Below are 23,477 nucleotides of genomic sequence, written 5' to 3' on the forward strand. Positions count from 1 at the left end.
GTAAGGGAGTCCACATGCTTTCAAGAACCGCCGACCATCTTTTCTGGATGTCCCGCTACACGGAGCGTGCGGGCGACATGCCGCAGGCATTCGCGGGGGATGACTCATCAATTGCGCGCAGCGCTTGTGAGGTCATCACCAAAACACGCAAAGCGCGCCAGCGCTTTCGGTGTTTGAGGCCAAGGAGAAAAAATGTTATCTAGAACCGCCGATCACCTATTCTGGATGTCCCGCTACACAGAACGCGCCGGCGACATGCCGCAGGCATTCGCGGGGATGACTCATCAATTGCGCGCAGCGCTTGTGAGGTCATCACCAAAACACGCAAAGCGCGCCAGCGCTTTCGGTGTTTGAGGCCAAGGAGAAAAAATGTTATCTAGAACCGCCGATCACCTATTCTGGATGTCCCGCTACACAGAACGCGCCGAAAACACCGCGCGTATGCTGGACGTCAACTACCAGACCTCGCTGTTGCCGCAATCGGCGGCGGTGGCGCAGGTCGGCTGGCAGGGCTTGCTGAGCATCAGCGAGCTGTCGGACGCCTACGAAACCAAATACGGCGCGATCAATGCCCGTGACGTGATGGACTTCATGGTGCGCGACGAAAAAAATTCCTCCAGCATCATCTCCTGTTTGAAAAACGCGCGCGAAAATGCACGCGCCGTCAGAGGCACCCTGACCACCGAAGTCTGGGAAACACAAAACCAGACCTACCTCGAGGTCTTGCGCATGTTGCGTGAGGGCGAGTTCGAGCGTGACCCGAGCCAGTTTTTCGAGTGGGTCAAGTTTCGTTCACACCTCTCACGCGGTGTCACCGTGGGCACCATGTTGCAGGACGAGGCCCTGCATTTCATGCGTCTGGGGACCTTCCTGGAACGCGCCGACAACACGGCACGCCTGGTCGACGTGAAGTTTCATGCCGTGCAAAGCGACTTTTATGGCACCGCCAGCGTGAAGGACCAAGAGTACGATTTCTACCACTGGAGCGCGATTTTGCGCAGTGTCAGCGCCTTCGAGATTTACCGTCGGGTCTACCGCAACGTGATCAAGCCCGAACGGGTGGCCGAGCTGCTGATCTTGCGCGCCGACATGCCGCGTTCGCTGGCCGCCAGTCTGCAAGAGGTGGTGAGCAACCTGGCGCGGGTGACCGACGACCAGACCTGCGAGACGGTGCGCCGCGCCGGCAAGCTCAGCGCCGATCTGCAATACGCACGCATCGACGAAATTCTGGCCACCGGCCTGCACGCCTACCTGACGCAGTTTCTGGACCGCGTCAATGCGCTGGGCGCGGCCATCAGCCGTGATTTTTTGATGCCGGCGACCACGTGAACGATGAGCACGCCACGGCCGCCGCGCCGGGCCGCCCCAAGCAAGGCCAGCCCCCTAGTGGGGCAGAGAGCTACGCGCAGCGAGCGAACGTGGGGGTAACCGCGCAGCGAAGGGCCGCCCCGAGCAAGCGACGGCCCCCCCGGGGGGCAGAGAGCTACGCGCAGCGAGCGAACGTGGGGGCTCGTATGTCATGAAGCTGCACGTCAAACACACTACTGATTACCGCTACACCGAGCCGCTGCGTTACGCGGTGCAAACGATGTGGCTCACGCCGCAGTCAGGGCCGGCGCAAACCGTGCATTTCTGGAGCCTGGGCGCGCCCGAACAACTGTTTGAGCAACACGACGCGTTTGGCAACAGCGTTCATTCCTACACCTTTGTCGGCCAGGTCGCGGACAACGTGCGCTGGAGCCTGGTGAACGCCGCAGGCGATGTGGAAACTTTCGGCGTCGCCGAGTTCACCGATGCGGACACGATGCCTCACCCGGCTTTTTTCCTGCGTTCCACCGCGCTGGCCGCGCCCCATGCCCGCCTGGCCGAGTTCGGCCGTGGCTTTGTCACCGCGCCGGCAACAGCCGGTCGTGTCGATTTGGGCATGCTTTTGGCTCTTAGCCAAGGTGTGGCGGGCGCAGTCAGCTATCGAAAAAATAGCACCAATGTCACCACCACGGCGCTGCAGGCATTTGAGGCGGGGGCTGGTGTGTGCCAGGACCAGGCCCATGTGATGGTGGCGATCTGCCGCAGCCTGGGAATTCCGGCGCGTTATGTCAGCGGTTATTTTTACGCCGCCAACGAACCCGACCTGGCCAGCCATGCCTGGTGTGATGTGTGTCTGGATGTGGCCACACGCCGCTGGGTCAGCATAGACGTGACCCACAGTTGCCTGATCGACGAGCGCCATGTGCGCCTGGCCATGGGCACCGACTACAACGCCTGCCCGCCCATCAAGGGGGTGCGGCAGGGCGGTGGGGAAGAAAGCATGACGGTGGACATCACCATCGTGCCGGTCTGAACAGGCTTGGCCACGCTGGCGGCTGAAGCCTTTATGCTTTGTGGAAAATCAATTCCCCTTTTGTCAACGACCTGCATGCAACCCGATGACCGCGCCCGCCGCCAAGCTGGCTGCAAAAAACTTGTCCTGGCGCTGGGGGCGGTTTTGTCCCTGCTGACCCTGTCGGCCGGCGCCGTGACCATTCTGGATTCGACCTGGCGCGAGGAGGGCGGCGCCAAGGGGCGGGAATCGGCGGGTTTCGGGCGCATCTGCGGCCGGCGGCGCAGCCGCAATTTCGCCCTGTCCTGGCGTTGTCCACCGATGGGGAAACCTGGGGTGAGGCGTCAGGCACCTGGCTTGGCAACGATGACAAACACGCTTACATCCTGACCTCGGCCCACATTTACGAACTGCCGGCCAAACCCGAGGCCTATGCGGTTCGTTCGCCGGATGGCCGCATCCTGCAGCCGGACCGGATCTGGGTACACCCGCAATGGAATGGCGATACCGACACACGCACGGGTTTTGACCTGGTGGTGTTGCGTTTGCCTGCGCCCTTGTCGGGTGCGGGTGTGCCGCCGCTGCTGTACGGCGGCCAGGCGGAGGCCAGTCAGTTGATCACCTTTGTCGGTTTTGGCAGTCGCGGCATAGGCTCCACCGGCGAGAAGGACAGGTTCTACCGCGGTTCCGACAAGGCGGCAGCGCAGGGTGTGGTGGACCAATGGGTGGCGCCAGCCAAACCCTTGCAGCGCCTGGGTGACGGCGGCAACTACCTGGGCATTTACCTGCCCAGGGAAGACGGCAGCCTGCCGAACCCGTATGGTGGTGCGGCCAAACCCGCGACGCGCCTGGTCGGCTTGCTGGGCTCGGGCGACAGCGGGGGCTCCGCGTGGATGCAGCCCGTCCCCGGGCGTTGGGTGCTGGTGGTGGTCAACTCCAATGGCTCGGGGACGGCGAATTATGGCGAGGAATCCTGGTTCACCCGGATTTCCCCGCACCGGTCCTGGCTCTCCGGCATCTTCCCCGGCGTGCGCTTCGCGGAATGACGGTGCAGGGCCGGCGGATGCCGGTTCAGGGTTTCCGCCTCACGGATGTGCATCGGTCGTTCAGGGAACCGTCTTCGGAGAACCGTATCCAACCCCAGTGGGGCGAGGGTGTGTCAGTCGAACAAGCGCTTAAAAGGCGATAAGCGTCAAAGGTGTTGCTGTGAAGAAAGCTGTGGTTTCATGGCTTGCAATCGTCGCGCTGATAGGGGCAGCGGGCATGGGTTTGGCTGCGGCGCATGGCCGTGGGGGCATGGGGTCGCACCAGGGATTTGTGCATCATGGGTTTGGGCACGCCCAGGGGGTTGGCAGGCCCGCCCATTTTCATCGGTCTGTCGGCGTCATTGTCATAGGAGGGCCTTTTTTCTGGCCGCCTTATTACGCTCCGCCTTTGTACATTGGGCAGCCTTCGCCAGCCTATGTGGCGCCTGTCGTGAACGACAGTTATTACTGCCCTGACCCGAGTGGTTATTACCCCGAGATTCAAAGTTGCGCTAGCGGCTGGTTGCTGGTTGTTCCAGACAATTCACCCAACTGAGTTTGATCATTTTCTGCCGCCGCTAAAGGCCAGTTGCGCAAGATGCGTGGGGGGCGGACTTTGCATTGAATCCGCGCGAATTTACGGCGCCAGCCGCGCCTTCACCTCACGCCCCAACTCAATCACCGCCATGGCGTAATAACTGCTCCAGTTGTAACGCGTGATGGCGTAGAAATTTTCGGTACCGGCGACATACACGGGTGCGCCGCCGCCTTTGTCTGGATCACCATTGAGCAATTCCACCAGCGCCAGCGGCCCACTGTGTTGCAGCGCCGCACCTTCCAGCACCGCGCCCTTGGCCGTGAAACTGGCGACGCTAAAGGTCGGCAAGATGTCGGGCGCCATCAGGGCGTCCATGTCAAGGCGGCTGTTGTCAAAACTGACCGGGTAATGCGTGGGCATGCCGGGCTGCCAGTTGAAGGCCTTGAAATAATTGGCGACCGAACCAATCACGTCGCTGGGACTGTTCCAGAGGTCGACCTTGCCGTCGCCGTCAAAGTCCACCGCGTATTTGACCCAGCTCGAAGGCATGAACTGCGGCATGCCCATGGCGCCGGCAAAACTGCCGCGTGGGAGCATCGGGTCGGTATTCTGCCGGCTTTGCAGGCTCAAGAACTGCTCGATTTCGCCCTTGAAAAATTCGCTGCGCTCGGCCGCGCGCGGGTGCGACGCAGGGAAGTCAAAAGCCAGCGTGGCCAGGGCGTCCAGTACCCGGAAGCTGCCGGTGTCACGGCCATAAATGGTTTCCACGCCGATGATGCCGACGATGATCTCGGCCGGCACGCCGTATTCGTTTTCAGCACGGGCCAGGCTGGCCTGGTTGTCCTGCCAGAACTTCACGCCGGCCGCGATACGCACCGGGTCGATAAAACGGCTGCGGTAGACGCGCCAGTTTTTGGTGAATGTTTTGGCGGGAGGCTGCATCAGCCGGACCACGGTGGGGTTAAAACGCGCCTGGCCTATGACCTGGCGCACCCATTGCACATCCAGATCGCGCCTGGCCGCCAGGTCGTCGGCGAAACGCATGGCCTCGGGACGGCTGGCGTAAGCCGGCCCCTGTGTGGCCGCGGGTCGGTTGGCTGTTTTTTTGAGTTTTGAGTCTTTTTGTGGGTTAGCCCCCGCCGTGCCTGCGCAGATAGCTATCAAAAGAGGAGCGAGCAAAAGGCGGCCAGCAGCCAGCCTGAAGAATGAAGAAGCGATCATGCGAGAAGACAGGTCCTGAAAAAATGAGGCGGAAAACAACCCTAGGGCCACAAGCGTAAACCAGTACGCGCCCGGGGCTGAAAAAATCAGCCTGGCCAGCGCAGTTGCCGGTATTGTTTTTTGAGTTGCGCCAGGCTGGTGTCGGCCTGGTTGGCGTAACGCTGCGCTTCGAGTTGCAGCAGCCAGTCGTGTATGGCCTGACCCTGGGCGCCTTGTCTTTGCAAGACCTGTTGCGCCAACTGGCGCGGTGAACTCGCGGCCTGGCTGGCCAGACCGGCGCGGGCCAGTTGTTGGCGGGCGCTGGCCAGCAGGCGCAGCCAGGGGTCGTGTTGCACACGTTCCCACCAGGCCCAGCCGGCACCGCCCAAACTCAGCAGCACCACCAGGCCTATCAGCACATAACTGAGGTCTTCCCAGCTCGACGACGAAAAACCGAGATTTTTGAGCAGGTTGAGCTGTTTGCTCTGGGTGTAATTGAGCACCCACTGGTTCCAGCCGTTGTTGACCGCCTCCCAAGTGGCCCGCAGCCGCGCTGCCAAGGTCGGGCTGAAGCTGCCCAGCGCCTGACCGACCAGCCCTTGCGGCGCCGCCAGCCTCTGGAAAGCGCCGGTGCGCCCGGGGGCCACGACCGAGGTGGGGTCGACGCGCACCCAGCCCTGGCCGGCCAGCCAGACCTCGGCCCAGGCGTGGGCATCGGCCTGCCGCACCACCCAAAAGCCGTCCACACCGTTGAGCTCGCCGCCCTGGTAGCCGGTGACGATACGCGCCGGAATGCCCATGGCGCGCATCAACACCACAAAGGCTGAGGCGATGTGTTCGCAAAAACCTTGCTTGCGGTCAAACCAGAATTCATCGGCCGTGTGCTGGCCGTAGACGCCGGGCTCCAGCGTGTAGGTGTAGCCGCCGGTCTGCAAGCGTTTGATGGCCGCTTGCACCAGCGTCGCCTTGTCGGCCGGCCCGGCAGGGTTGCCGCGCATCAGTTCCGCCGCCAGCGCCAGCGTGCGCGGATTGAAGTTGGCCGGCAGTTCGAGGTATTGCGGCGGCAGCGCGGCGGCACTGGTCTGCGGGCCATAACGAAACTGGAAATAACTCTCGGCCTGGTAACGCAGCAAGTCGGTGACCGGCCGTGTGGCTATCCATTGCAGCTCGGACGTGCCCAGGGTTTCCAGCGCCGGACTCACCGGCGCGCGCGGGGTAGCGTCCAACACCAGGAGCCAGGGACGGCTGTTCGGCTCCAGGGTCACTTCATAACGCACGGGCGTGCCGAAGACCTGTAGCTGCGACACACCTTGCGGCCGGATAAAACCCCGAACCCAGCCGCGGCTGCAGCGGTCGCCATTCGCGGCCATCGAAGGTCGTCAACACCGGGCCGCGGAAATACAGGTCGCGCTGCGCGGGCGGCGCGCCCTCGAACTTCACACGCATGGCAATGCTGTCGTCCAGCGCCAGGCTGGCGATGTTGCCGACTTGCATGCTGGCCGACAAGCCGCTGCGTCCTGTCATGGCATCGCTGGGAATCCCCCACAGCGGCGCCAGACGCGGGAACAGCAGAAACAGCACCACCATCACAGGCGCTCCCAGCAGCGCCATCCAGCCGGCGGCTTGGGCGGCCTGGCGCAGCGGCGGTTTGCCCACAGGCATGTGCGCATTGACCAGCGCCGTCAACAAACCCAAGAGGCCCAGCAACATGCTGAACGCCGTCAGCAGCGACTGGGAATAAAAGAAGTTGGTGAGCATGGTGAAAAAGCTCAGGAAAAAAATCACGAAGGCATCCCGCCTGGCGCGCATCTCCAGCGTTTTGAGTGCCAGCAACATCACAATCAGCGTGACCCCGGCGTCGCGGCCCAGCAGTGTTTTGTGGGTCAGCCATGTGGCGCCCACAGCCAGGGCCAGCAGACCCAGCAGCCACCATTTGTTGGGCAGCGCCTGGTTGTGTAGGGCCAGCTTGCCGCGCCAGAACAACATGCCGGTGGCCAGGGCGCTGCACCACAGCGGCAATTCATTGACTTGCGGCAGCAGTACCCAGGCGATGACGGTCAGCAGGAACAGCGTGTCGCGGGTGTCGCGGGGCAGGGTGTTGAGGCGGGCTAACATTCTTTGCCCGGTCCTGAGGAGGGTTGCGCCGGTTGGCCGGGGGTTGCCCGGCGGCAACTCACTTTTCTTTTGCGTCGCCAAAAGAAAAGTAAGCAAAAGAAAAGGCGACCCTGCTGTCTGCGTCCCCCTTCGCTGTCGCTACGGGGGAAACCTGCGGTGCTCGGTCCAGCCGGGGCCGAGCTCGAACTCGCTGCGCTCAGACAATCGCTCGCCCTGATCCGGCTGGCCCTGTGCTCCTCGGCGCAGACAGAAGGGGTGGGGGAGCGGGTACCGAAACCGGACTCCGACGAGGACGCGCTTTGCGCGTCCTCGTCTCCCCGCATCCGTATTCTTCCCCCAAGCCCGTTTGGCTGGGCCGAGGAGCACAGGCAAAAGCGGATCAGGGCGAGCGATTGTCTGAGGCGAAGCCGAGTTCGAGCTCGACCCCGCTTTTGACGAGCACCGCAGGTTGCCCGTAGCGCAGCGAAGGGACCCAGACAGTCGGGTCGCCTTTCTTTTCCTTAGGTTTCTTTGGCGAAGCAAAGAAAAGTAAGTCGCCCGCCGGGGCGAGACCCGGCTTGCAGGCAAACCACAAGCACTCAAATCAGAGACGGCCTCAACAAAACTCAACATAAAGCCAGCGCCTCCAAACATTGCCGCTTATGCGCCTCCCCACTGGCAGGCTTGATCAGCAAACCCGGCAAGCGCAAGCCATAACGCAGGCCAAACTGATCAGCCTGCAACACCCAGGCGCACAGGCGCGAGAGCCTGGCTTCGGTATCCAGCGAGCCGGCCTGCACAAAATCCAGCCAGAGTTCATGGCGCTGGGCTTGTTGGGCGTCACGCACCACCAGGCCGTTGCCCTGCTCATCGGCCTTGGCGGCTTTTTTCCAGACCACCAGTTTGAGCGGGTCGCCGCGGCGGTAGTTGCGGATGTTGTCGAAGTCGCCGCTGCTGGGCACCCGGGCCGCCGCCGCAGCACCGCCCGCGCGCGGTTCGCCCGGCGGCAGGGGTGGGGCTTGCAGCTCTGGTCTCGGGTAGACCAGAATCTGCGCGGCAGGACGCCAGATGGTCCAGACGCGAAATGTGCCCAGCGGGAAACGGGTTTCGGCGGTCAAGGTGGGCAGGGGGTGCTGGCCGCGGCGGCGCGGCGTGAAGGCCACTTGCACGGTGCTGCTGTTTTGCGCCGGCACATCGGTCCAGGCCCAGTGCCGAGCGCCCGGGTCGCCTAGCGTATCCAGCACACTGAGACCGATGGCATGGCGGGTGGCGCGCCTGTTGTTCGTGAGTTTGATATCAAAAATAGCCAGAGCCCCCGCAAACTGGGCGGGAGGCGCTATCAAATTCATGGCAAGCCCGCGCAGGGTGGCGTGGCACACATGCATGCCCACCACGGCGCTGCCGGCCAGCAAAAAGGTCAGCAGATAACCCAGGTTCAACTGGTAGTTGATGGCCGCGACCAGCAACACCAGCAAGGTGAGAGCCAGCATCAGGCCGGGCCGGGTGGGCAGGATATACACGTTGCGCTGGGTCAACACCACGCTGTCGCTCAGCGGCAGGCGGCTTTGCCACCACTGCTGGAAGCGACCGCGCAGGAATGTGGCCCCCACGCTGGTCGCTTCGCGTACTGCGCTGCCCCCCGAGGGGGCTAATTTCCCTTGGGGCGGCCCGGCGGGAAATTGCCTTGCCACGTTGCTCGCATTTTCTCTTCCTGCCGGAGGCTTCATGGCAGAGGCACGGCCTCAAGCATGGCGCGCACCTGCTCCACCGAGCCGCGTCCGGCATCCGTCACCGGGACCAAGCGGTGGGCGGCGGTTTGCGGCAGGATGGCCACGATGTCGTCGGGCGCAACGTAATCACGACCGCTTAAAAAGGCCTGGGCACGGGCCGCGCGCATCACCGCAATGCCGGCGCGCGGGCTCAGGCCCTGGAGGAACCAGCGGCCCGAACGGGTGGCGGCGATCAGGTCCTGCAGGTAGTTCAGCAAGGGCTCCGCGGCATGCACGTGCAAGACCTGCTGCTGCAGTTCCAGCAAGTCATGCGGCATCAGCAAGGTGTCCAGTTTGTCCACCATGTCGCGGCGGTCGCTGCCGCTGAGCAGTTCCCGTTCGGCGGCGCGGTCCGGGTAACCCAGCGAAATCCGCATGTGAAAACGGTCCAGCTGAGACTCGGGCAGGGCGTATGTGCCCAGCTGGTCGTGCGGATTTTGCGTCGCAATCACAAAAAACGGGATGGGCAGGGGCCTAGTTTCGCCTTCCACCGTGACCTGTTTTTCTTCCATGGCTTCGAGCAGCGCGCTTTGTGTGCGCGGGCTGGCCCGGTTGATCTCGTCGGCCAGCAACACCTGGGCAAACACCGGCCCGGGATGGAACACAAAACTTTCCTTCTGGCGCTCATAAATCGACACGCCCGTCAGGTCGCTGGGCATCAGGTCGGCAGTGAACTGCACGCGTGAAAACTGCAGCCCGAAGGAACGCGACAAGGCATGCGCCAGCGTGGTTTTTCCGACGCCAGGCACGTCTTCGATCAACAAATGGCCACCGGCCAGCAGGCAGGCCACACAGTCCTGAACCTGGGCGCTTTTGCCAACAATGACCGTGTTAAGCTGATTCAATAAGGTCTGAATTTTTTGTTTCGCGTTCATGCCACCAACCTTACCGCAAAATTTTCGCTATGAATGCCACTGCTTATTTCACCCATCCGGATTGCCGAAAACATGAAATGGGGCCGGGTCATCCCGAGTGCCCGGAGCGGCTGGATGCCATCGAGGACCGCCTGCTGATGTCGGGTGTTGGCGACGTTTTGCAGCGGCGCGAAGCGCCGCTGGCCTCCCTGGGTGACCTGGAATTAGGCCACGACCGCATGATGATTGCCGCCATACGCGGCCTGGGCAGCCAGCTGGCCGACGACCTGCGGGCCGGTGGGCCCAAATATGCGCAGATCGACCCCGACACCGCGCTCAACGTCCACACCTGGAACGCGGTTTTTGCGCGCCGCTGGGGCCTCGCTGGCCGCCACCGATGCGGTGATGGCCGGCGAGATCGAGAATGCTTTTTGCGCGGTGCGTCCGCCGGGTCACCACGCCTGCCATGACAAGGCCATGGGCTTTTGTTTTATCAACAACATCGCGGTCGCCGCCAAATACGCGCTGGAGCGCCACGGCCTGGAGCGGGTGGCGATTGTGGATTTCGACGTGCACCACGGCAACGGCACGGAAGACATCATTCGCGGCGACGACCGCATCCTGATGGTCAGCTTTTTCCAGCACCCGTTTTATCCCTACTCGGGCGCCGACATATTGGCCAACAACATGGTGAATCTGCCGGTGCCGGCTTACACCAAAGGCCAGCAGGTGCGCGAGCTGATAGACATCGCGTGGATGCCACGTCTGGAAGCCTTCAAGCCGCAAATGATTTTTATCAGCGCCGGCTTTGATGCGCACCGCGACGATGACCTGGGCCAGATGAACCTGAACGAGCAGGACTACGCCTGGATCACCCAGCGTATCAAGGACGTTGCCAAACGTCACGCCCAGGGCCGCATCGTGTCCTCGCTGGAAGGCGGCTACAACCTGGGCGCGCTGGCGCGCAGCGTGGAAGCGCACATTCGTGTGTTGGCCGATTTGTAATCTGTTTTTTGGACCTTGCCATGGAAAATTTATCAGCCCCCGTGTTGCATACACGTGATGAACGCGGCGTGAACTGGCTGACGCTGAACCGCGCCGCGAGTTACAACACCCTGAGCGAAGAAATGCTGGCGGCCTTGCAGGCCGCGCTGGACGCGGTGGCCCAAGACCCGGACGCCCGCATCGTGGTGTTGGCCGCAGAGGGCAAGGCCTTTTGCGCCGGCCACAACCTCAAGGAAATGCGGGCCCAGCCCGAGCTGGCCTATTACCAGAAGCTGTTTGCCCAGTGCACACGCATGATGTTGTCCATCCAGAACCTGCCGGTGCCGGTGCTGGCCCGGGTGCAGGGTGTGGCCACGGCGGCCGGCTGCCAGCTGGTGGCGCAATGTGACCTGGCCGTGGCCAGCAACGACGCCAGTTTTGGTGTCAACGGCATCGATGTGGGCCTGTTTTGCGCCACGCCCAGCGTGCCGCTGGTGCGCAACATTCCGGCCAAGCAGGCTATGGAAATGTTGCTGACCGGTGGCTTCATCACGGCAGAAGAAGCCCGTGTGCGTGGCCTGGTCAACCGCGTGGTGCCGCTGGAGGCGCTGGATGCCGAGATCGAGCAGTTGCTGCAATCCATTTTGGCCAAACCGCGCGAAGCGATTGCCATCGGCAAGGCGCTTTTTTACCAGCAGCGTGAAACCGGCGTGGCGGCCGCCTACCAACTGGCCGGCCAGGCCATGGCTTGCAACATGGTGCATGCCGTGGCGCAGGAGGGCGTGCAGGCCTTCATCGACAAAAGGGCGCCGCAATGGTCGCGGTGAAACCCAGCGTCCGGATTGACGACCTCAACAGTTGGCTCAGCGCCATGGCCCAGCCCAGCGCGCTGGCCGAGCTGGCTGTGTTGGCCCTGTGTGTGGGCGCCGCCTGGGCGCTGGTCTGGCTGGTGCGCCGGGCCGCGGGCAAGGTTGACGAACACTCCATCTGGTTTGGCCGAAAAATCATCGACGGCGTGATGTTTCCGCTCTTGCTGCTGTCCCTGACTTACCTGTCTTTCCTCTTGCTGGCGCGCTGGTTGCCGCTGGCGGTTTTCAAGATCGCCATGCCGGTGCTGGTGGCGCTGGCGGTGATTCGCCTGGGCGTGAAAGTGCTGCAGGTGGTGTTTGCCGACGCGCCTTTTGTGCGGGTGCTTGAACGCAGCATTTCCTGGGTCGCCTGGCTGGCGATGGTGCTCTGGGTCAGCGACCTGTTGCCGCTGTTGCTGGACGAACTGGACGACATCCGCTGGAAAGTCGGTAATTCCACCATGTCGGTGCGCACCTTGCTCGAAGGTGCGCTCACGGCCGGCATTGTGCTGATCATCGCCTTGTGGATTTCCTCGGCGATCGAGCGGCGCCTGCTCCGCTCGGCGACTGGCGGCCAGTTGTCGCTGCGCAAGGCCTTGAGCAACGCCACACGGGTGTTGCTGATGTTTGTGGGTCTGCTGATTGCCTTGTCGGCCGTGGGGATTGACCTGACCGCCTTGTCGGTGCTGGGTGGTGCCATTGGTGTGGGTGTGGGTTTTGGCCTGCAAAAACTGGCATCCAACTATGTCAGCGGTTTTGTCATCCTGGCGGAGCGCCAGTTGCGCATAGGCGACAACGTCAAGGTGGACAACTACGAAGGCCGCATCACCGACATCAATGCGCGTTACACCGTGATCCGGGCCCTCAATGGTCGCGAGTCCATCGTGCCCAATGAAATGTTGATCATCAACCGGGTGGAGAACCTGTCGCGTGCCGATCCCTTTGCGGCGCAGACCACGGTGGTGTCGGTGGCTTATGACAGCGATGTGGACCTGGTGATGCGGTTGCTGGTTGAAGCTGCGAACCGGCAGGACCGCGTGTTGCGCGAACCGGCTGCGTATGCGGCCTTGTCCGGCTTTGGCGCCGAGGGCCTGGAATTTACCCTGACTTATTCGATCACCAGCCCGGAAAGCGGCGCGCTGGCGCTGCGTTCACGCATCAACCTGATTGTTTTGCAGTCGCTGCGCGAGAACGGCATCAGCATACGTGCACCCAGCGTCCTGCTGCAGCGTACTACTTCATAAACGAAGGCAGCCAGAGGCTGAGCGAGGGGAAGGACAACAAAATCCCCAGCGCCACCACCTGCATGAACACAAAAGGCCAGACCCCGCGGAATATCTTGCCCAGCCCGACCTTGGGCAGCAAGGTATTGAGCACAAACAGGTTCATGCCCACGGGCGGCGAGATCAGCCCGATCTGGATGACCATCACGATCAAGACGCCAAACCAGACCGGATCAAAACCCAGCGACACCACGATGGGGAAAAACAGTGGAATGGTCAGCAGCACCATGGTCAGTTCTTCCATCACCGTGCCCAGCAGCACATAAATCGCCATCATGGCAGCGACCACCATCAGCGGCGACAGGCCCAGGTGGGTGATCCACTCCTTCAGGTCGTTGGGCATGGAGGTGAAGTTCACAAAGTTGGCAAAAATGGTGGCCGCGATCAGCAGGGTGAACAACATGGCCGTGGTGCGGGCCGACTCCACCAACACCTCCAGCGTGGTTTTGTAGCTCAGCCGGCGCCGCGCCAGCGCAAACAAAAAGGCGCCTGCCGCACCTATGCCCGCACCTTCGGTAGCGGTGAAAATGCCGCCATAAATGCCGCCCAGCACCAGCACCACCAGCAGCAACACGCCCCAGATGCCGCGTACGGCTTTCCAGCGTGTTGGCCAGCTGGATTTTTCTCCGGCCGGTGCGTGGTCCGGGTCCAGATAGGTCATGAATAACACGGCGATCATCAGCAGCAGGGCGGTCAGGATGCCGGGAATCACGCCGGCCGCAAACAGCTTGCCGATATTGGTTTCCGTGACGATGCCGTAAATCACCATGATGGTCGACGGTGGAATCATGATGCCCAGGGTACCGCCGGCAGCAATCACGCCGGTGGACAACGAGTCGCTGTAACCCAGTTTTTTCATGGACGGATAAGCCACCTTGCTCATGGTGGCGGCGGTGGCGATCGACGAGCCGCAGATGGCACCAAAACCGGCGCAGGCGGCGATGGTGGCATGGGCCAGGCCGCCGCGCAGGTGACCGATGAAGGCGTAGGCCGCATGAAACAGCTCATGGGCCAGCCCGGCCCGGGCCACAAAATTGCCCATCAGGATAAACAGCGGGATGACCGACAAGGTGTAGGCAAAACCGGTCTCATGCACGACCTGGGCCGTGCTGGCCAGGGCCGGGTGCCAGCCGCGTGTCAGGCCCATACCGACGATGCCGACCAGGCCCATGGCAAAAGCCAGTGGCAGGCGCATCAGCGCCAGGATAAAAATGGCGGCAAAACCAAGCAGGGCGGCGGTCACAGGGTGGCCCCTTCGCCGGCTTGTTGATCCGCCGCGGGCCGGAACACAAAGCCCAGATGAATCAAGCCGGCCACCCCGCACAAGACCGCCATGCCGTACATAAACGGGGCTTTCAGGATTTTCAACTGGGCGGTGGTTTCGCCGGTCTCCAGGTATTGGCCGCCGGTATCCCACATCAGCCAGCCCAGGCCCAGCAAGGCCGCCGCGCACAGGCCGTGCATCAAGGCGCGCTGGAACTTGCGTACCGTCTCGGGCAGGTAATGGTCCAGCGAATCGAAGACCACATGTTCGCCGCGCAGCGACACCAGCGGCAAGGCCGCAAAAATCACCACCACCATCAGCAGTTCCGTGAGTTCGAGTGAGCCCGTGATGGAGTTGGAAAACAATTTGCGCCCGCCCACGTCAAAAAAAGTTAGCGCCATGATGGCGAACAGGGCGGCGGCGGCCAGCAGGCCGCACACGGTTTCAATGAGCTTGTTCAATCTGTGTGCCTCGATCAATAAAAAGCGCGGCCTCATGGGCATGAGGCCGCGCTGTCAAACCCGGGTCTTCGCTGGCAAGAGGCTTACTTTTCCTGGCGGCTGATTTCCGCGCGGAACTCGGCCAGGATTTTGGCGGGGGTCTTTCAGGCCCTTGGCTTGGGCATCCTTGACCCACTTTTGCTCCAGCGGTGCAGTTTTGGCTTTGACCTCAGCCACAAACTTGGCGTCGGCCTTGACGATTTGTACGTTGTTGGCCTGCATCAAGGCCGTCGCGCGTCTGTCCATCCGGTCCCAGCCGCGGCCATACATGCGGGCGGCCACTTCACCGGAGATGGCGTCCACGGCCTTTTTTTCGTCGGGCGTGAGTTTGTCGTATTTGCCCTGGTTCATCATGAAGACAAAACTGGTGTTGTACAGGCCGCCGGGAAAGGTGGTGGCGTATTTGATGAGTTTGTCGATCCGGAAGGACTCGGTGGACTCGGCCGGGAACAAGGTGCCGTCCATCACGCCGCCGGACAACAACTCATAAGAGTCGGGCGCCGGTTTCAGGGTCACATTCATGCCCAGCACCTTGGAAATTTCGTTGACCATGCCGCCGCCCACACGCCACTTCAGGCCGCCCAGTTCTTCGACGCTGGTCACCGGCCGCTTGGTGTTGAACACGATGCCCGGGCCATGGGTGAAGAAGGAAATCACCTTCACGCCCTGGTGTTCGGCCAGAAACTGCGGGTTCTGGATGGCCACCTTGTTGAAGGCAACGGAAATCGGCTCGGAGGTGTTGCCCAGGAAGGGGAATTCGGCCATCTGGGTGTAGACAAAACGGCCCGGGGTGTAACCGTGCACGGTGTAGGACACATCGGCCAGGCCATTTTTGACCGCATCAAAAGTACCCGGCGCGGCCGTGACACCACGCGGCAGGATGTTGCATTTCATCTTGCCCGCCGTGTTTTTTTCCAGCAGGTCGCACCATTCTTTCTGGGCCAGGCTCAAGGCGTGCGTGGGCGGCAGCCAGCTGGAAACGGTGAACACGGTTTGTGCAGAGGCCAGACCACTGCAAACAGTCAACAGCGCGACGGCGATGGGTTTGATGTTCATAAACACTCCGGGGTGGTCTCACGGGGGATGAGGGGGCCGACGCGGCAGCGGTTGCCACCTGATGCATTCGGAATAAGCACTTTAAGCCCGCGATTTGCGCCGGTCTGTCCTTACTTACCCGAATTAACCGACCCATCGGTCTGCTAATTGTCGCCAGAGCAACAATGATGGATGTGTGGCTCTAATTCGGGCCGGGCAGGTCTTTATAATGAAATAGAACGATCGTTCTTTTTTCTGCTGGCCTGGCGGATTCTCCTCCGAAGAGGCTTATTTTTCGGGACATTGTGCAGGTGCAGCATAGAATCAAAAGCTTTACGTGAACGTCAATCAATAAACTCTGGAGTTCTCCCATGAAGGTCCTGGTCCCGGTCAAACGCGTCGTCGATTACAACGTGAAGGTGCGCGTCAAGAGTGATGGCAGCGGCGTGGATATCGCCAACGTCAAGATGAGCATGAACCCCTTTGACGAGATTGCCGTCGAGGAAGCCACGCGCTTGAGAGAAAAAGGCCTGGCGACTGAAGTGATTGCCGTCAGCTGCGGCGTCGCCCAATGCCAGGAAACCCTGCGCACCGCCATGGCCATAGGCGCCGACCGCGCCATCCTGGTCGAGACGGCCGAAGAGCTGCAACCCCTGGCCGTGGCCAAACTGCTCAAGGCCCTGGTCGAGAAAGAACAACCCCAGCTGGTGATCCTGGGCAAACAGGCGATCGACGACGACTGCAACCAGACCGGCCAGATGCTCGCCGCCCTGCTGGGCTGGCCCCAGGCCACCTTTGCCTCCAAGGTCGACATCATTGACGGCCAGGCCGTGGTCATGCGCGAAGTCGACGGCGGCATGGAAACCCTGTCGCTCACGCTGCCCGCCATCATCACCACCGACCTGCGCCTGAACGAGCCGCGTTACGTCACCTTGCCCAACATCATGAAGGCCAAGAAAAAGCAGCTCGACAACTTCAAGCCCGAAGACCTGGGTGTCGATGTCAAACCCCGCCTGAAGACCCTCAAGGTCAGCGAGCCGCCCAAACGCAGCGCCGGCATCAAGGTCGCCGACGTCGCCACCCTGGTCGACAAACTCCGCAACGAAGCCAAAGTCATCTAAGGAACCGACGACATGACCGCACTTGTTATTGCAGAACACGACAACGCCAGCATCAAGCCGGCGACTCTGAACACCGTCACCGCCGCCGCCCAATGTGGTGGCGAGGTGCATGTGCTGGTGGCCGGCCTGAACGCCGCCGCCGCCGCCCAGGCCGCCAGCCAGATCACCGGCGTGGCCAAGGTGATCCACGCCGATGCCGCCCACTTCGAACACGGCCTGGCCGAAAACATGGCCGCCCAGGTGCTGGCCCTGGCCGGCAGCTACAGCCACATCCTGTTCCCGGCCACCGCCTCCGGCAAAAACATCGCCCCCCGCGTCGCCGCCTTGCTGGATGTGGGTCAGATCTCCGACATCACCAAGGTCGATGCGGTGGACACCTTCGAGCGCCCGATTTACGCCGGCAACGCCATTGCCATCGTGCAAAGCCTGGACGCCACCAAAGTCATCACCGTGCGCACCACCGGCTTTGACGCCGCCCCCGCCAGCGGCGGCGCGGCAGCCATTGAAACGGTGAGCGGCGTGGCCGACAGCGGCAAGTCCCGCTTTGTGGGCAGCGAAATTGCCAAAAACGACAGGCCAGAGCTGACCGCCGCCAAAATCATCGTCTCCGGTGGCCGCGCCCTGGGCAGCGCCGAGAAGTTCAACGAAGTCATGATGCCGCTGGCCGACAAGCTGGGTGCCGCCCTGGGCGCCTCCCGCGCTGCGGTGGACGCGGGTTACGCGCCCAACGACTGGCAGGTCGGCCAGACCGGCAAGATCGTCGCGCCGCAGCTGTATATCGCGGCCGGTATCAGCGGCGCGATCCAGCATCTGGCCGGCATGAAGGACAGCAAGGTGATTGTGGCGATCAACAAGGACCCGGAAGCACCCATCTTCTCGGTGGCCGACTACGGCCTGGAAGCGGACCTGTTCACGGCCGTGCCTGAGCTGGTGGCTGCGCTGTAACCAAGCGCTTGGACAAGGCATCGTTCGCGGTGCCTTTTTTCTGGCCAATCGATATCTGGATACTGGAGACAAGACATGAGCTACAAAGCCCCCCTCAAGGACATGTTGTTTGACATCAAGCACCTGGCCGACATCGATGCCGTGGCGCAAATCCCCGGCTTTGAAGAAGCCGGTTTTGACACCGCGCAAGCGGTGCTGGAAGAATGTGCCAAGTTCAATGAAGGGGTGCTGGCACCCTTGAACCGCGAAGGCGACATCAATCCTTCGAGCTTTCAATCCGGTGAAGTCACGACGACACCCGGCTTCAAGGACGCCTACAAACAATATGCCGAGGGCGGCTGGCAAGGCCTGCAACATCCGCTGGATTTTGGCGGCCAGGGCCTGCCCAAAACCATAGGGGCGGCCTGCGGCGAAATGCTCAACTCGGCCAACATGAGTTTTGCGCTGTGCCCCTTGTTGTCGGACGGCGCGATTGAAGCGCTGCTGACGGCCGGCTCGGACGAACTCAAGGCCACCTACCTGGAAAAACTGGTCAGCGGCCAATGGACAGGCACCATGAACCTGACCGAGCCGCAAGCCGGCTCCGACCTGGCGATGGTGCGCAGTCGCGCCGAGCCGCAGGCCGACGGTACTTACAAAATTTTCGGCACCAAGATTTTCATCACCTATGGTGAACACGACATGGCCGAAAACATCGTGCACCTGGTGCTGGCACGGGTCACCGGTGCGCCCGAAGGCGTGAAAGGCATCAGCCTGTTTGTCGTGCCCAAGTTCATGGTCGGCAAAGACGGCGCACTCGGAGCGCGCAACGACGTGCATTGCGTCAGTATCGAACACAAGCTGGGCATCAAGGCCAGCCCGACGGCGGTGTTGCAATACGGTGACCACGGCGGCGCCGTGGGTTATATCGTGGGCCAGGAAAACCGTGGCCTCGAATACATGTTCATCATGATGAACTCGGCGCGTTACGCCGTGGGCATGCAGGGCATTGCGATTGCCGAACGTGCCTATCAGAAGGCCGTGGCTTTCGCCAAGGATCGGGTGCAAAGCCGGCCGGTGGATGGCTCGATCGCTGCCAGCGCGCCCATCATTCACCACCCCGACGTCAAACGCATGTTGATGACCATGCGCGCCTACACCGAAGGTTGCCGCGCGATGGCTTCGGTGGCCGCCGCCGCCTACGATGCGTCGCACCACCATCCCGATGCGGACGTGCGCAAGCAAAACCAGGCTTTCTACGAATACATGGTGCCGCTGGTCAAGGGTTACAGCACCGAGATGAGCCTGGAAGTCACCTCCTTAGGTGTGCAGGTGCATGGCGGCATGGGTTTCATCGAAGAAACCGGCGCAGCGCAGTATTACCGCGACGCCAAAATTTTGACGATTTACGAAGGTACGACGGCCATCCAGGCCAACGACCTGGTGGGCCGCAAAACCGCGCGTGACGGCGGCCAGACGGCCAAAGGCATTGCCGGCCAGATCGAGAAGACGGAAGCGGCGCTGATCAAGCAGGGCGGCGCGGCCGCAAAAGCCGTGGCCAAACGCCTGAAAGCTGCACGCGAGGCTTTTGTGGACGTGGTGGAATTTGTCGCCGGCAACACCAAAGCCAGCCCGAACGCTGTTTTTGCGGGCAGCGTGCCTTACCTGATGTTGGCCGGCAACCTGGTGGCCGGCTGGCAACTGGCGCGTTCGCTGCTGGTGGCGGAAGAAGAGCTGACCAAAGGCAACGACGCCGACTTCATGAAAGCCAAGATCATCACCGCGGTGTTTTACGCCGACCATTTGCTGAGCAAGGCGCCCGGCCTGCGCGACAGCATTGTTGAAGGTGCGGACAGCGTGACGGCGCTGGCGCTGGAAGCGTTTTAAACCGGCGCTTGCTGAAATCGCTATTAAAAGAGTAGCTGTTTGCGTCCATAAGACGGGGGCTACAGCCTCTTTCTTCATAAATTCTTGCTTCTACACACGGAAAACACCATGTCCAGACTGCCTGCTCCGCTCGACAAACTCACGCTGCCCATCATCGCTTCGCCGCTTTTTATCATCAGCAACCCCAAGCTGGTGATTGAACAATGCAAGGCCGGTGTGGTGGGTTCCATGCCCGCGCTCAACGCCAGACCGGCGGCGCAACTCGAAGACTGGCTGGCCGAAATCACCGAGACCCTGGCTGCCTACAACCAAACCAATCCCGACAAACCTGCCGCGCCGTTTGCCATCAACCAGATCGTGCACAAGTCCAACGACAGGCTGGACCACGACATGGAAATGTGCGTCAAATACAAGGTGCCGATTTACATCACCTCGCTGGGTGCGCGCGAAGACATCAATGCCGCAGCGCACAGCTACGGCGGCGTGGTCTTGCACGACGTGATCAACAACAAGTTCGCGCGCAAGGCGATTGAAAAAGGCGCGGACGGCCTGGTGGCCGTGGCGGCCGGTGCCGGCGGCCATGCCGGCGTGAAAAGCCCGTTTGCGCTGATCCAGGAAATCCGCCAGTGGTTTGACGGCCCGATCGCCTTGTCCGGCGCAATCTCGACCGGCGGCGCCGTGCTGGCCGCGCAGGCCATGGGCGCCGACTTTGCCTACATCGGCTCGGCCTTTATCGCCACCGATGAAGCCCGCGCCGCGGATGCCTACAAACAGGCCATCGTGGACAGCAGCTCCGACGACATCGTCTACAGCAACCTGTTCACGGGTGTACACGGCAACTACCTGGCGCCGTCCATCATCGCCGCCGGCATGGACCCGGCCAATCTGCCCGAGAGTGATGCGAGCAAGATGAACTTCGGCGGCGACGCCAAAAAAGCCTGGAAAGACATCTGGGGCTGCGGCCAGGGCATAGGCGCGGTCAACAAGGTGCAAAGCACGGCCGACTATGTGGCTCAGCTCAAACGCGAGTACCAGCACGCACGCCAACGGGTGGGCGTCTAGGCCTCGCGCCGCATGGTTATTCCGGCCGCCGCCACGGCGCCGCCTGCGCAGCGCCTGCCCGGGATCGACGCGCTCAAGGCCTTGGCCTGCGTGTTGATCATCTGGCACCACCTGGCTTTTTACGGCCCGATGTCGGATGTGGTGCACCACGCCGCACCCGGCCTGATGGACTGGCTCTACACCTATGGCCGCATGGCGGTGCAGGTGTTTCTGGTGGTCGGCGGTTTTCTCGCGGCCTGTTCCCTGGCGCCAAAGGGTGTCGCGGTGTTCCAGCAACCCGGTCGCCTGATCCTGCGCCGTTACCGCCGGCTGGCGCTGCCCTTGATGGTGGCGGTGTTCATCACGGTCGCGGTCGCGGCCCTGGTGCGTCCCTGGTTGGCCGGTGATTCGGTGCCGGACGCGCCCACCTTCTGGCAATTGCTGAGCCACATCTTTTTGCTACAGGACGTTCTGGGTCAGGAGGCCTTGTCGGCCGGCATCTGGTATGTGGCGATTGATTTCCAGTTGTTTGTGATCAGCGTGGCCGTGTTGTCGCTGCTGCGTGATACGCGGCACCGCTGGCTGGTGCTGGCCCTGGCGGCGGTGTCCTTGTTGTATGTCAACCGGGTTGCCGGACTGGACGCGACGGGGCTGTACTTTTTTGGTTCTTACGCGCTGGGCATGTTGGCCTGGTGGGCCTCGCGCAGCACCCAGCCGGCGCGCTGGTTGCTGGCCATCGCCGTGTTGGGCGGGCTGGCGCTGGCGCTTGATTTCAGGGGCCGGATACTCGTGGCCGTGGTGGTGGCGCTGGGTTTGGTGGGGCTGCAGCGCGGCCTGTGGACCGCACGCTGGTTACAAGCGCCTGGGCTGCTGCAGCTTGGGCAAATTTCGTATTCGGTGTTCCTGATCCACTTCCCGGTGTGTCTGCTGGTGAATGCCTTTGTCAGCCATTTCTGGCCAACGCAGTTGCTGGCCAATACCCTGGGTTTGCTGGCCGCGTTTCTGCTGTCCCTGCTGGCCGGTGCAGCGCTGTACCGCGGTGTTGAGTCGCCGCATGCGCCTTTGCGCGCCTGGCGCAGAAACCGCCTGATGCCGCAGTAACGCCCGCTACAGGTGCTTCTTTGAGTGAAAGTGCCTCCAGCCAACAGCTGATGGGCGCAAGCAGCTATCAAATAAGTAGCGATTCAGGCTGTCCGCTCAGCGCCTGAACATATCCAGCTTCAGCACCGAGGCCTGGCCCAGCCAACTGGCATGGGTCGTGTGGTCGGCCAGATCGTCGCCCGTGAGGCCGTGCACAAACACATCGAGCCCGTTGCGGTGTTGCTCCAGCCAGGGGATCAGGCGCTCAAACTCCGCGCTGTCAAAGGCCAGCTGGCAACTCCAGTGCGGATGCGGGCCAACCTCGCGTTCATGCACGCGCCCTACAGTGACCTTGAAAATTGCGCCCGCCTGCTGGCACAAGGCACGTGCCTGTTCCACGGTATCCGGGCCGAAATAAACATGGGCGTGGTAGCGGTCGTAGATGTTTTGGGGGCGTTGGGTCATGCGAGGGCAGGGCTATGAAAAAGAAGCTTTGATTGTCAGGCCAGCATGGTTTTTCTGAAGTCGTCAGGGGTGTTGGATAAAATAACTGTATATTTATACAGTCAATGCTAACTGCCATGAGCGACGCGATCATTTCCCTCCACGCCATCAAGGGCCGAGGCACGGCCACACGCATCGCGCACCGCTTCGAGAAAGATACGCGGGCCGCCTACGACGACGGCTGGGGCACGCTTCAAGAAGCGGGCGAAGAGGAACGGCGTCTGGATACCGAAGTTTTGTTTGAAGACGCGCGCAGCGCCATCGTGCGCAACGATTCGCCCGACATCTTTTTTGACTACAGCCTCAACCCTTACCGGGGCTGTGAACACGGTTGCATTTATTGTTACGCGCGGCCCACCCACAGCTACCTGAATTTGTCGCCGGGCCTGGACTTTGAAACCAAAATCATTGCCAAGCGCAACATCGCCGAGGTCTTGCGCGCGGATCTGGCTAAACGCAGTTATGTGCCCAAGCTGCTCAACATCGGCTCGGCCACCGACTGTTACCAGCCGGCGGAGCGCGAGTTGCGGTTGACGCGCCGCGTGATTGAAGTTTTGCAGGAGGCGCGCCATCCGTTTTCGCTGGTCACCAAGTCCAGCGGCGTGGAGCGCGATCTCGACCTGATCGCACCCATGGCGGCCGACAAGCTGGCCGCGGTGTATATCACCATCACCACGCTGGACGGCGAACTGGCGCGCAAGCTGGAGCCGCGTGCCGCCGCGCCGCATCGACGGCTGCGCACCATAGCAACCCTGGCGGCGTTGGGCATACCTGTTGGTGTCAGCGTCGCGCCGCAGATCCCGTTTGTGAACGACGACATGGAGAAGGTGCTGGAGGCCGCCTGGCAAGCCGGCGCACGCACCGCGTTTTACACCGTGGTTCGCCTGCCTTGGGAGGTGGCACCCTTGTTCAAGCAATGGCTGGAGCTACATTACCCGCAGCGTGCGGCACGCATCATGGCGCGTATCCAGGAGATGCGCGGCGGCAAAGATTACGACAGCGACTTCGTCTCGCGCATGAAGGGCAGCGGCCTGTGGGCCGAGTTGATTGCCCAGCGTTTTTCCAAAACCTGTCAGCGCCTGGGTTTGAACCGCGCCCGTGTCGAGCTGGACCTGAGCCGGTTCAGACCGCCCAGCGCGTCGGGCCAGGCCAGTCTGTTCTGAGTTTTTGGGCGACTGCACCGCTCGCCAGACGCAATATCGCACT

The 23,477-nt window shown here is 62.0% G+C and carries 20 protein-coding genes and 2 pseudogenes; 14 read left to right on the plus strand and 8 right to left on the minus strand.

Annotated features, from left to right (window positions below; genetic code table 11):
- Nucleotides 1-14 precede the first annotated feature (14 nt).
- The 5 genes from ACHMXK_RS08600 (at nt 15) to ACHMXK_RS08620 (ending at nt 3,366) form a co-directional block, all read left to right on the plus strand.
- A complete protein-coding gene (locus ACHMXK_RS08600) occupies nt 15-203 on the plus strand; it encodes an alpha-E domain-containing protein (RefSeq protein WP_397439445.1) in 189 nt (62 codons plus the stop codon).
- Nucleotides 193-354, plus strand: coding sequence for an alpha-E domain-containing protein (locus ACHMXK_RS08605; RefSeq protein ID WP_372827379.1), 162 nt, complete (start codon nt 193-195; stop codon nt 352-354). Before ACHMXK_RS08600 ends, ACHMXK_RS08605 begins: the two co-directional genes overlap by 11 nt.
- 15 nt (nt 355-369) lie before the next feature.
- On the plus strand, nt 370-1,329 hold the full coding sequence (locus ACHMXK_RS08610) for an alpha-E domain-containing protein (RefSeq protein ID WP_397439448.1): 960 nt from the start codon (nt 370-372) through the stop codon (nt 1,327-1,329).
- Between the two features lie 190 nt (nt 1,330-1,519).
- Nucleotides 1,520-2,341, plus strand: coding sequence for a transglutaminase domain-containing protein (locus ACHMXK_RS08615; protein ID WP_397439450.1), 822 nt, complete (start codon nt 1,520-1,522; stop codon nt 2,339-2,341).
- Nucleotides 2,342-2,631: 290 nt separating this feature from the next.
- A complete protein-coding gene (locus ACHMXK_RS08620; RefSeq protein WP_397439451.1) occupies nt 2,632-3,366 on the plus strand; it encodes a hypothetical protein in 735 nt (244 codons plus the stop codon).
- A gap of 616 nt (nt 3,367-3,982) precedes the next feature.
- Here the strand turns inward: ACHMXK_RS08620 and mltB are convergent.
- The 4 genes and pseudogenes from mltB to ACHMXK_RS08640 all read right to left on the minus strand — a co-directional run bounded on the left by mltB (nt 3,983) and on the right by ACHMXK_RS08640 (nt 9,821).
- Nucleotides 3,983-5,104: a lytic murein transglycosylase B gene (mltB, locus tag ACHMXK_RS08625; protein ID WP_397439453.1), complete on the minus strand. Its 1,122-nt coding sequence runs from the start codon at nt 5,102-5,104 to the stop codon at nt 3,983-3,985.
- Between the two features lie 86 nt (nt 5,105-5,190).
- A pseudogene (locus tag ACHMXK_RS08630) lies at nt 5,191-7,198 on the minus strand (transglutaminaseTgpA domain-containing protein).
- A gap of 605 nt (nt 7,199-7,803) precedes the next feature.
- Nucleotides 7,804-8,904 carry a DUF58 domain-containing protein gene (locus tag ACHMXK_RS08635; protein ID WP_397439455.1) on the minus strand — a complete coding sequence of 367 codons (1,101 nt, stop codon included), beginning with the start codon at nt 8,902-8,904 and terminating at the stop codon, nt 7,804-7,806.
- A complete protein-coding gene (locus ACHMXK_RS08640; RefSeq protein ID WP_397439456.1) occupies nt 8,901-9,821 on the minus strand; it encodes an AAA family ATPase in 921 nt (306 codons plus the stop codon). Before ACHMXK_RS08640 ends, ACHMXK_RS08635 begins: the two co-directional genes overlap by 4 nt.
- A gap of 29 nt (nt 9,822-9,850) precedes the next feature.
- Between ACHMXK_RS08640 and ACHMXK_RS08645 the strand changes: the two are divergent.
- The 3 genes and pseudogenes from ACHMXK_RS08645 (at nt 9,851) to ACHMXK_RS08655 (ending at nt 12,876) form a co-directional block, all read left to right on the plus strand.
- Nucleotides 9,851-10,805: pseudogene (locus ACHMXK_RS08645) on the plus strand (histone deacetylase family protein).
- Between the two features lie 20 nt (nt 10,806-10,825).
- Complete coding sequence (locus ACHMXK_RS08650) at nt 10,826-11,611, plus strand: enoyl-CoA hydratase (RefSeq protein WP_397439458.1); 786 nt, start codon at nt 10,826-10,828, stop codon at nt 11,609-11,611.
- Nucleotides 11,599-12,876: a mechanosensitive ion channel family protein gene (locus ACHMXK_RS08655; protein ID WP_397439460.1), complete on the plus strand. Its 1,278-nt coding sequence runs from the start codon at nt 11,599-11,601 to the stop codon at nt 12,874-12,876. Before ACHMXK_RS08650 ends, ACHMXK_RS08655 begins: the two co-directional genes overlap by 13 nt.
- On the opposite strand, the gene ACHMXK_RS08660 is transcribed toward ACHMXK_RS08655, so the two are convergent.
- Genes ACHMXK_RS08660 through ACHMXK_RS08670 form a run of 3 tightly spaced genes read right to left on the minus strand, consistent with a single transcriptional unit; the run spans nt 12,866 to nt 15,735 of the window.
- On the minus strand, nt 12,866-14,158 hold the full coding sequence (locus ACHMXK_RS08660; protein ID WP_397439461.1) for a TRAP transporter large permease: 1,293 nt from the start codon (nt 14,156-14,158) through the stop codon (nt 12,866-12,868). The genes ACHMXK_RS08655 and ACHMXK_RS08660 overlap by 11 nt on opposite strands.
- A complete protein-coding gene (locus ACHMXK_RS08665; protein ID WP_397439463.1) occupies nt 14,155-14,640 on the minus strand; it encodes a TRAP transporter small permease in 486 nt (161 codons plus the stop codon). Before ACHMXK_RS08665 ends, ACHMXK_RS08660 begins: the two co-directional genes overlap by 4 nt.
- A 54-nt stretch (nt 14,641-14,694) precedes the next feature.
- Entirely contained in the window at nt 14,695-15,735 is a 1,041-nt protein-coding gene (locus ACHMXK_RS08670) for a TRAP transporter substrate-binding protein (RefSeq protein ID WP_397439465.1), read from the minus strand.
- A gap of 350 nt (nt 15,736-16,085) precedes the next feature.
- Between ACHMXK_RS08670 and ACHMXK_RS08675 the strand changes: the two genes are divergently transcribed.
- From ACHMXK_RS08675 to ACHMXK_RS08695, 5 genes are all read left to right on the plus strand, one after another.
- On the plus strand, nt 16,086-16,835 hold the full coding sequence (locus tag ACHMXK_RS08675) for an electron transfer flavoprotein subunit beta/FixA family protein (RefSeq protein ID WP_397439467.1): 750 nt from the start codon (nt 16,086-16,088) through the stop codon (nt 16,833-16,835).
- Nucleotides 16,836-16,847: 12 nt separating this feature from the next.
- Nucleotides 16,848-17,780: an electron transfer flavoprotein subunit alpha/FixB family protein gene (locus tag ACHMXK_RS08680; protein WP_397439469.1), complete on the plus strand. Its 933-nt coding sequence runs from the start codon at nt 16,848-16,850 to the stop codon at nt 17,778-17,780.
- 75 nt (nt 17,781-17,855) lie between these two features.
- Nucleotides 17,856-19,646 (plus strand): acyl-CoA dehydrogenase, encoded by a 1,791-nt coding sequence (locus ACHMXK_RS08685; protein ID WP_397439471.1) that lies wholly within the window; start codon nt 17,856-17,858, stop codon nt 19,644-19,646.
- A 108-nt stretch (nt 19,647-19,754) separates the two neighbouring features.
- Nucleotides 19,755-20,708, plus strand: coding sequence for an NAD(P)H-dependent flavin oxidoreductase (locus tag ACHMXK_RS08690; protein WP_397439473.1), 954 nt, complete (start codon nt 19,755-19,757; stop codon nt 20,706-20,708).
- A gap of 12 nt (nt 20,709-20,720) precedes the next feature.
- Complete coding sequence (locus tag ACHMXK_RS08695) at nt 20,721-21,788, plus strand: acyltransferase family protein (RefSeq protein WP_397439475.1); 1,068 nt, start codon at nt 20,721-20,723, stop codon at nt 21,786-21,788.
- Between the two features lie 96 nt (nt 21,789-21,884).
- Here the strand turns inward: ACHMXK_RS08695 and ACHMXK_RS08700 are convergent, their stop codons facing one another.
- Complete coding sequence (locus tag ACHMXK_RS08700) at nt 21,885-22,232, minus strand: DOPA 4,5-dioxygenase family protein (protein ID WP_397439477.1); 348 nt, start codon at nt 22,230-22,232, stop codon at nt 21,885-21,887.
- A gap of 116 nt (nt 22,233-22,348) precedes the next feature.
- Between ACHMXK_RS08700 and ACHMXK_RS08705 the strand changes: the two genes are divergently transcribed.
- Entirely contained in the window at nt 22,349-23,434 is a 1,086-nt protein-coding gene (locus tag ACHMXK_RS08705) for a PA0069 family radical SAM protein (RefSeq protein WP_397439478.1), read from the plus strand.
- The last annotated feature ends 43 nt before the right edge of the window (nt 23,435-23,477 follow it).

Origin of the sequence: Polaromonas sp. UC242_47 (genome assembly GCF_044452385.1) — a bacterium.
Classification (GTDB): domain Bacteria; phylum Pseudomonadota; class Gammaproteobacteria; order Burkholderiales; family Burkholderiaceae_C; genus Polaromonas.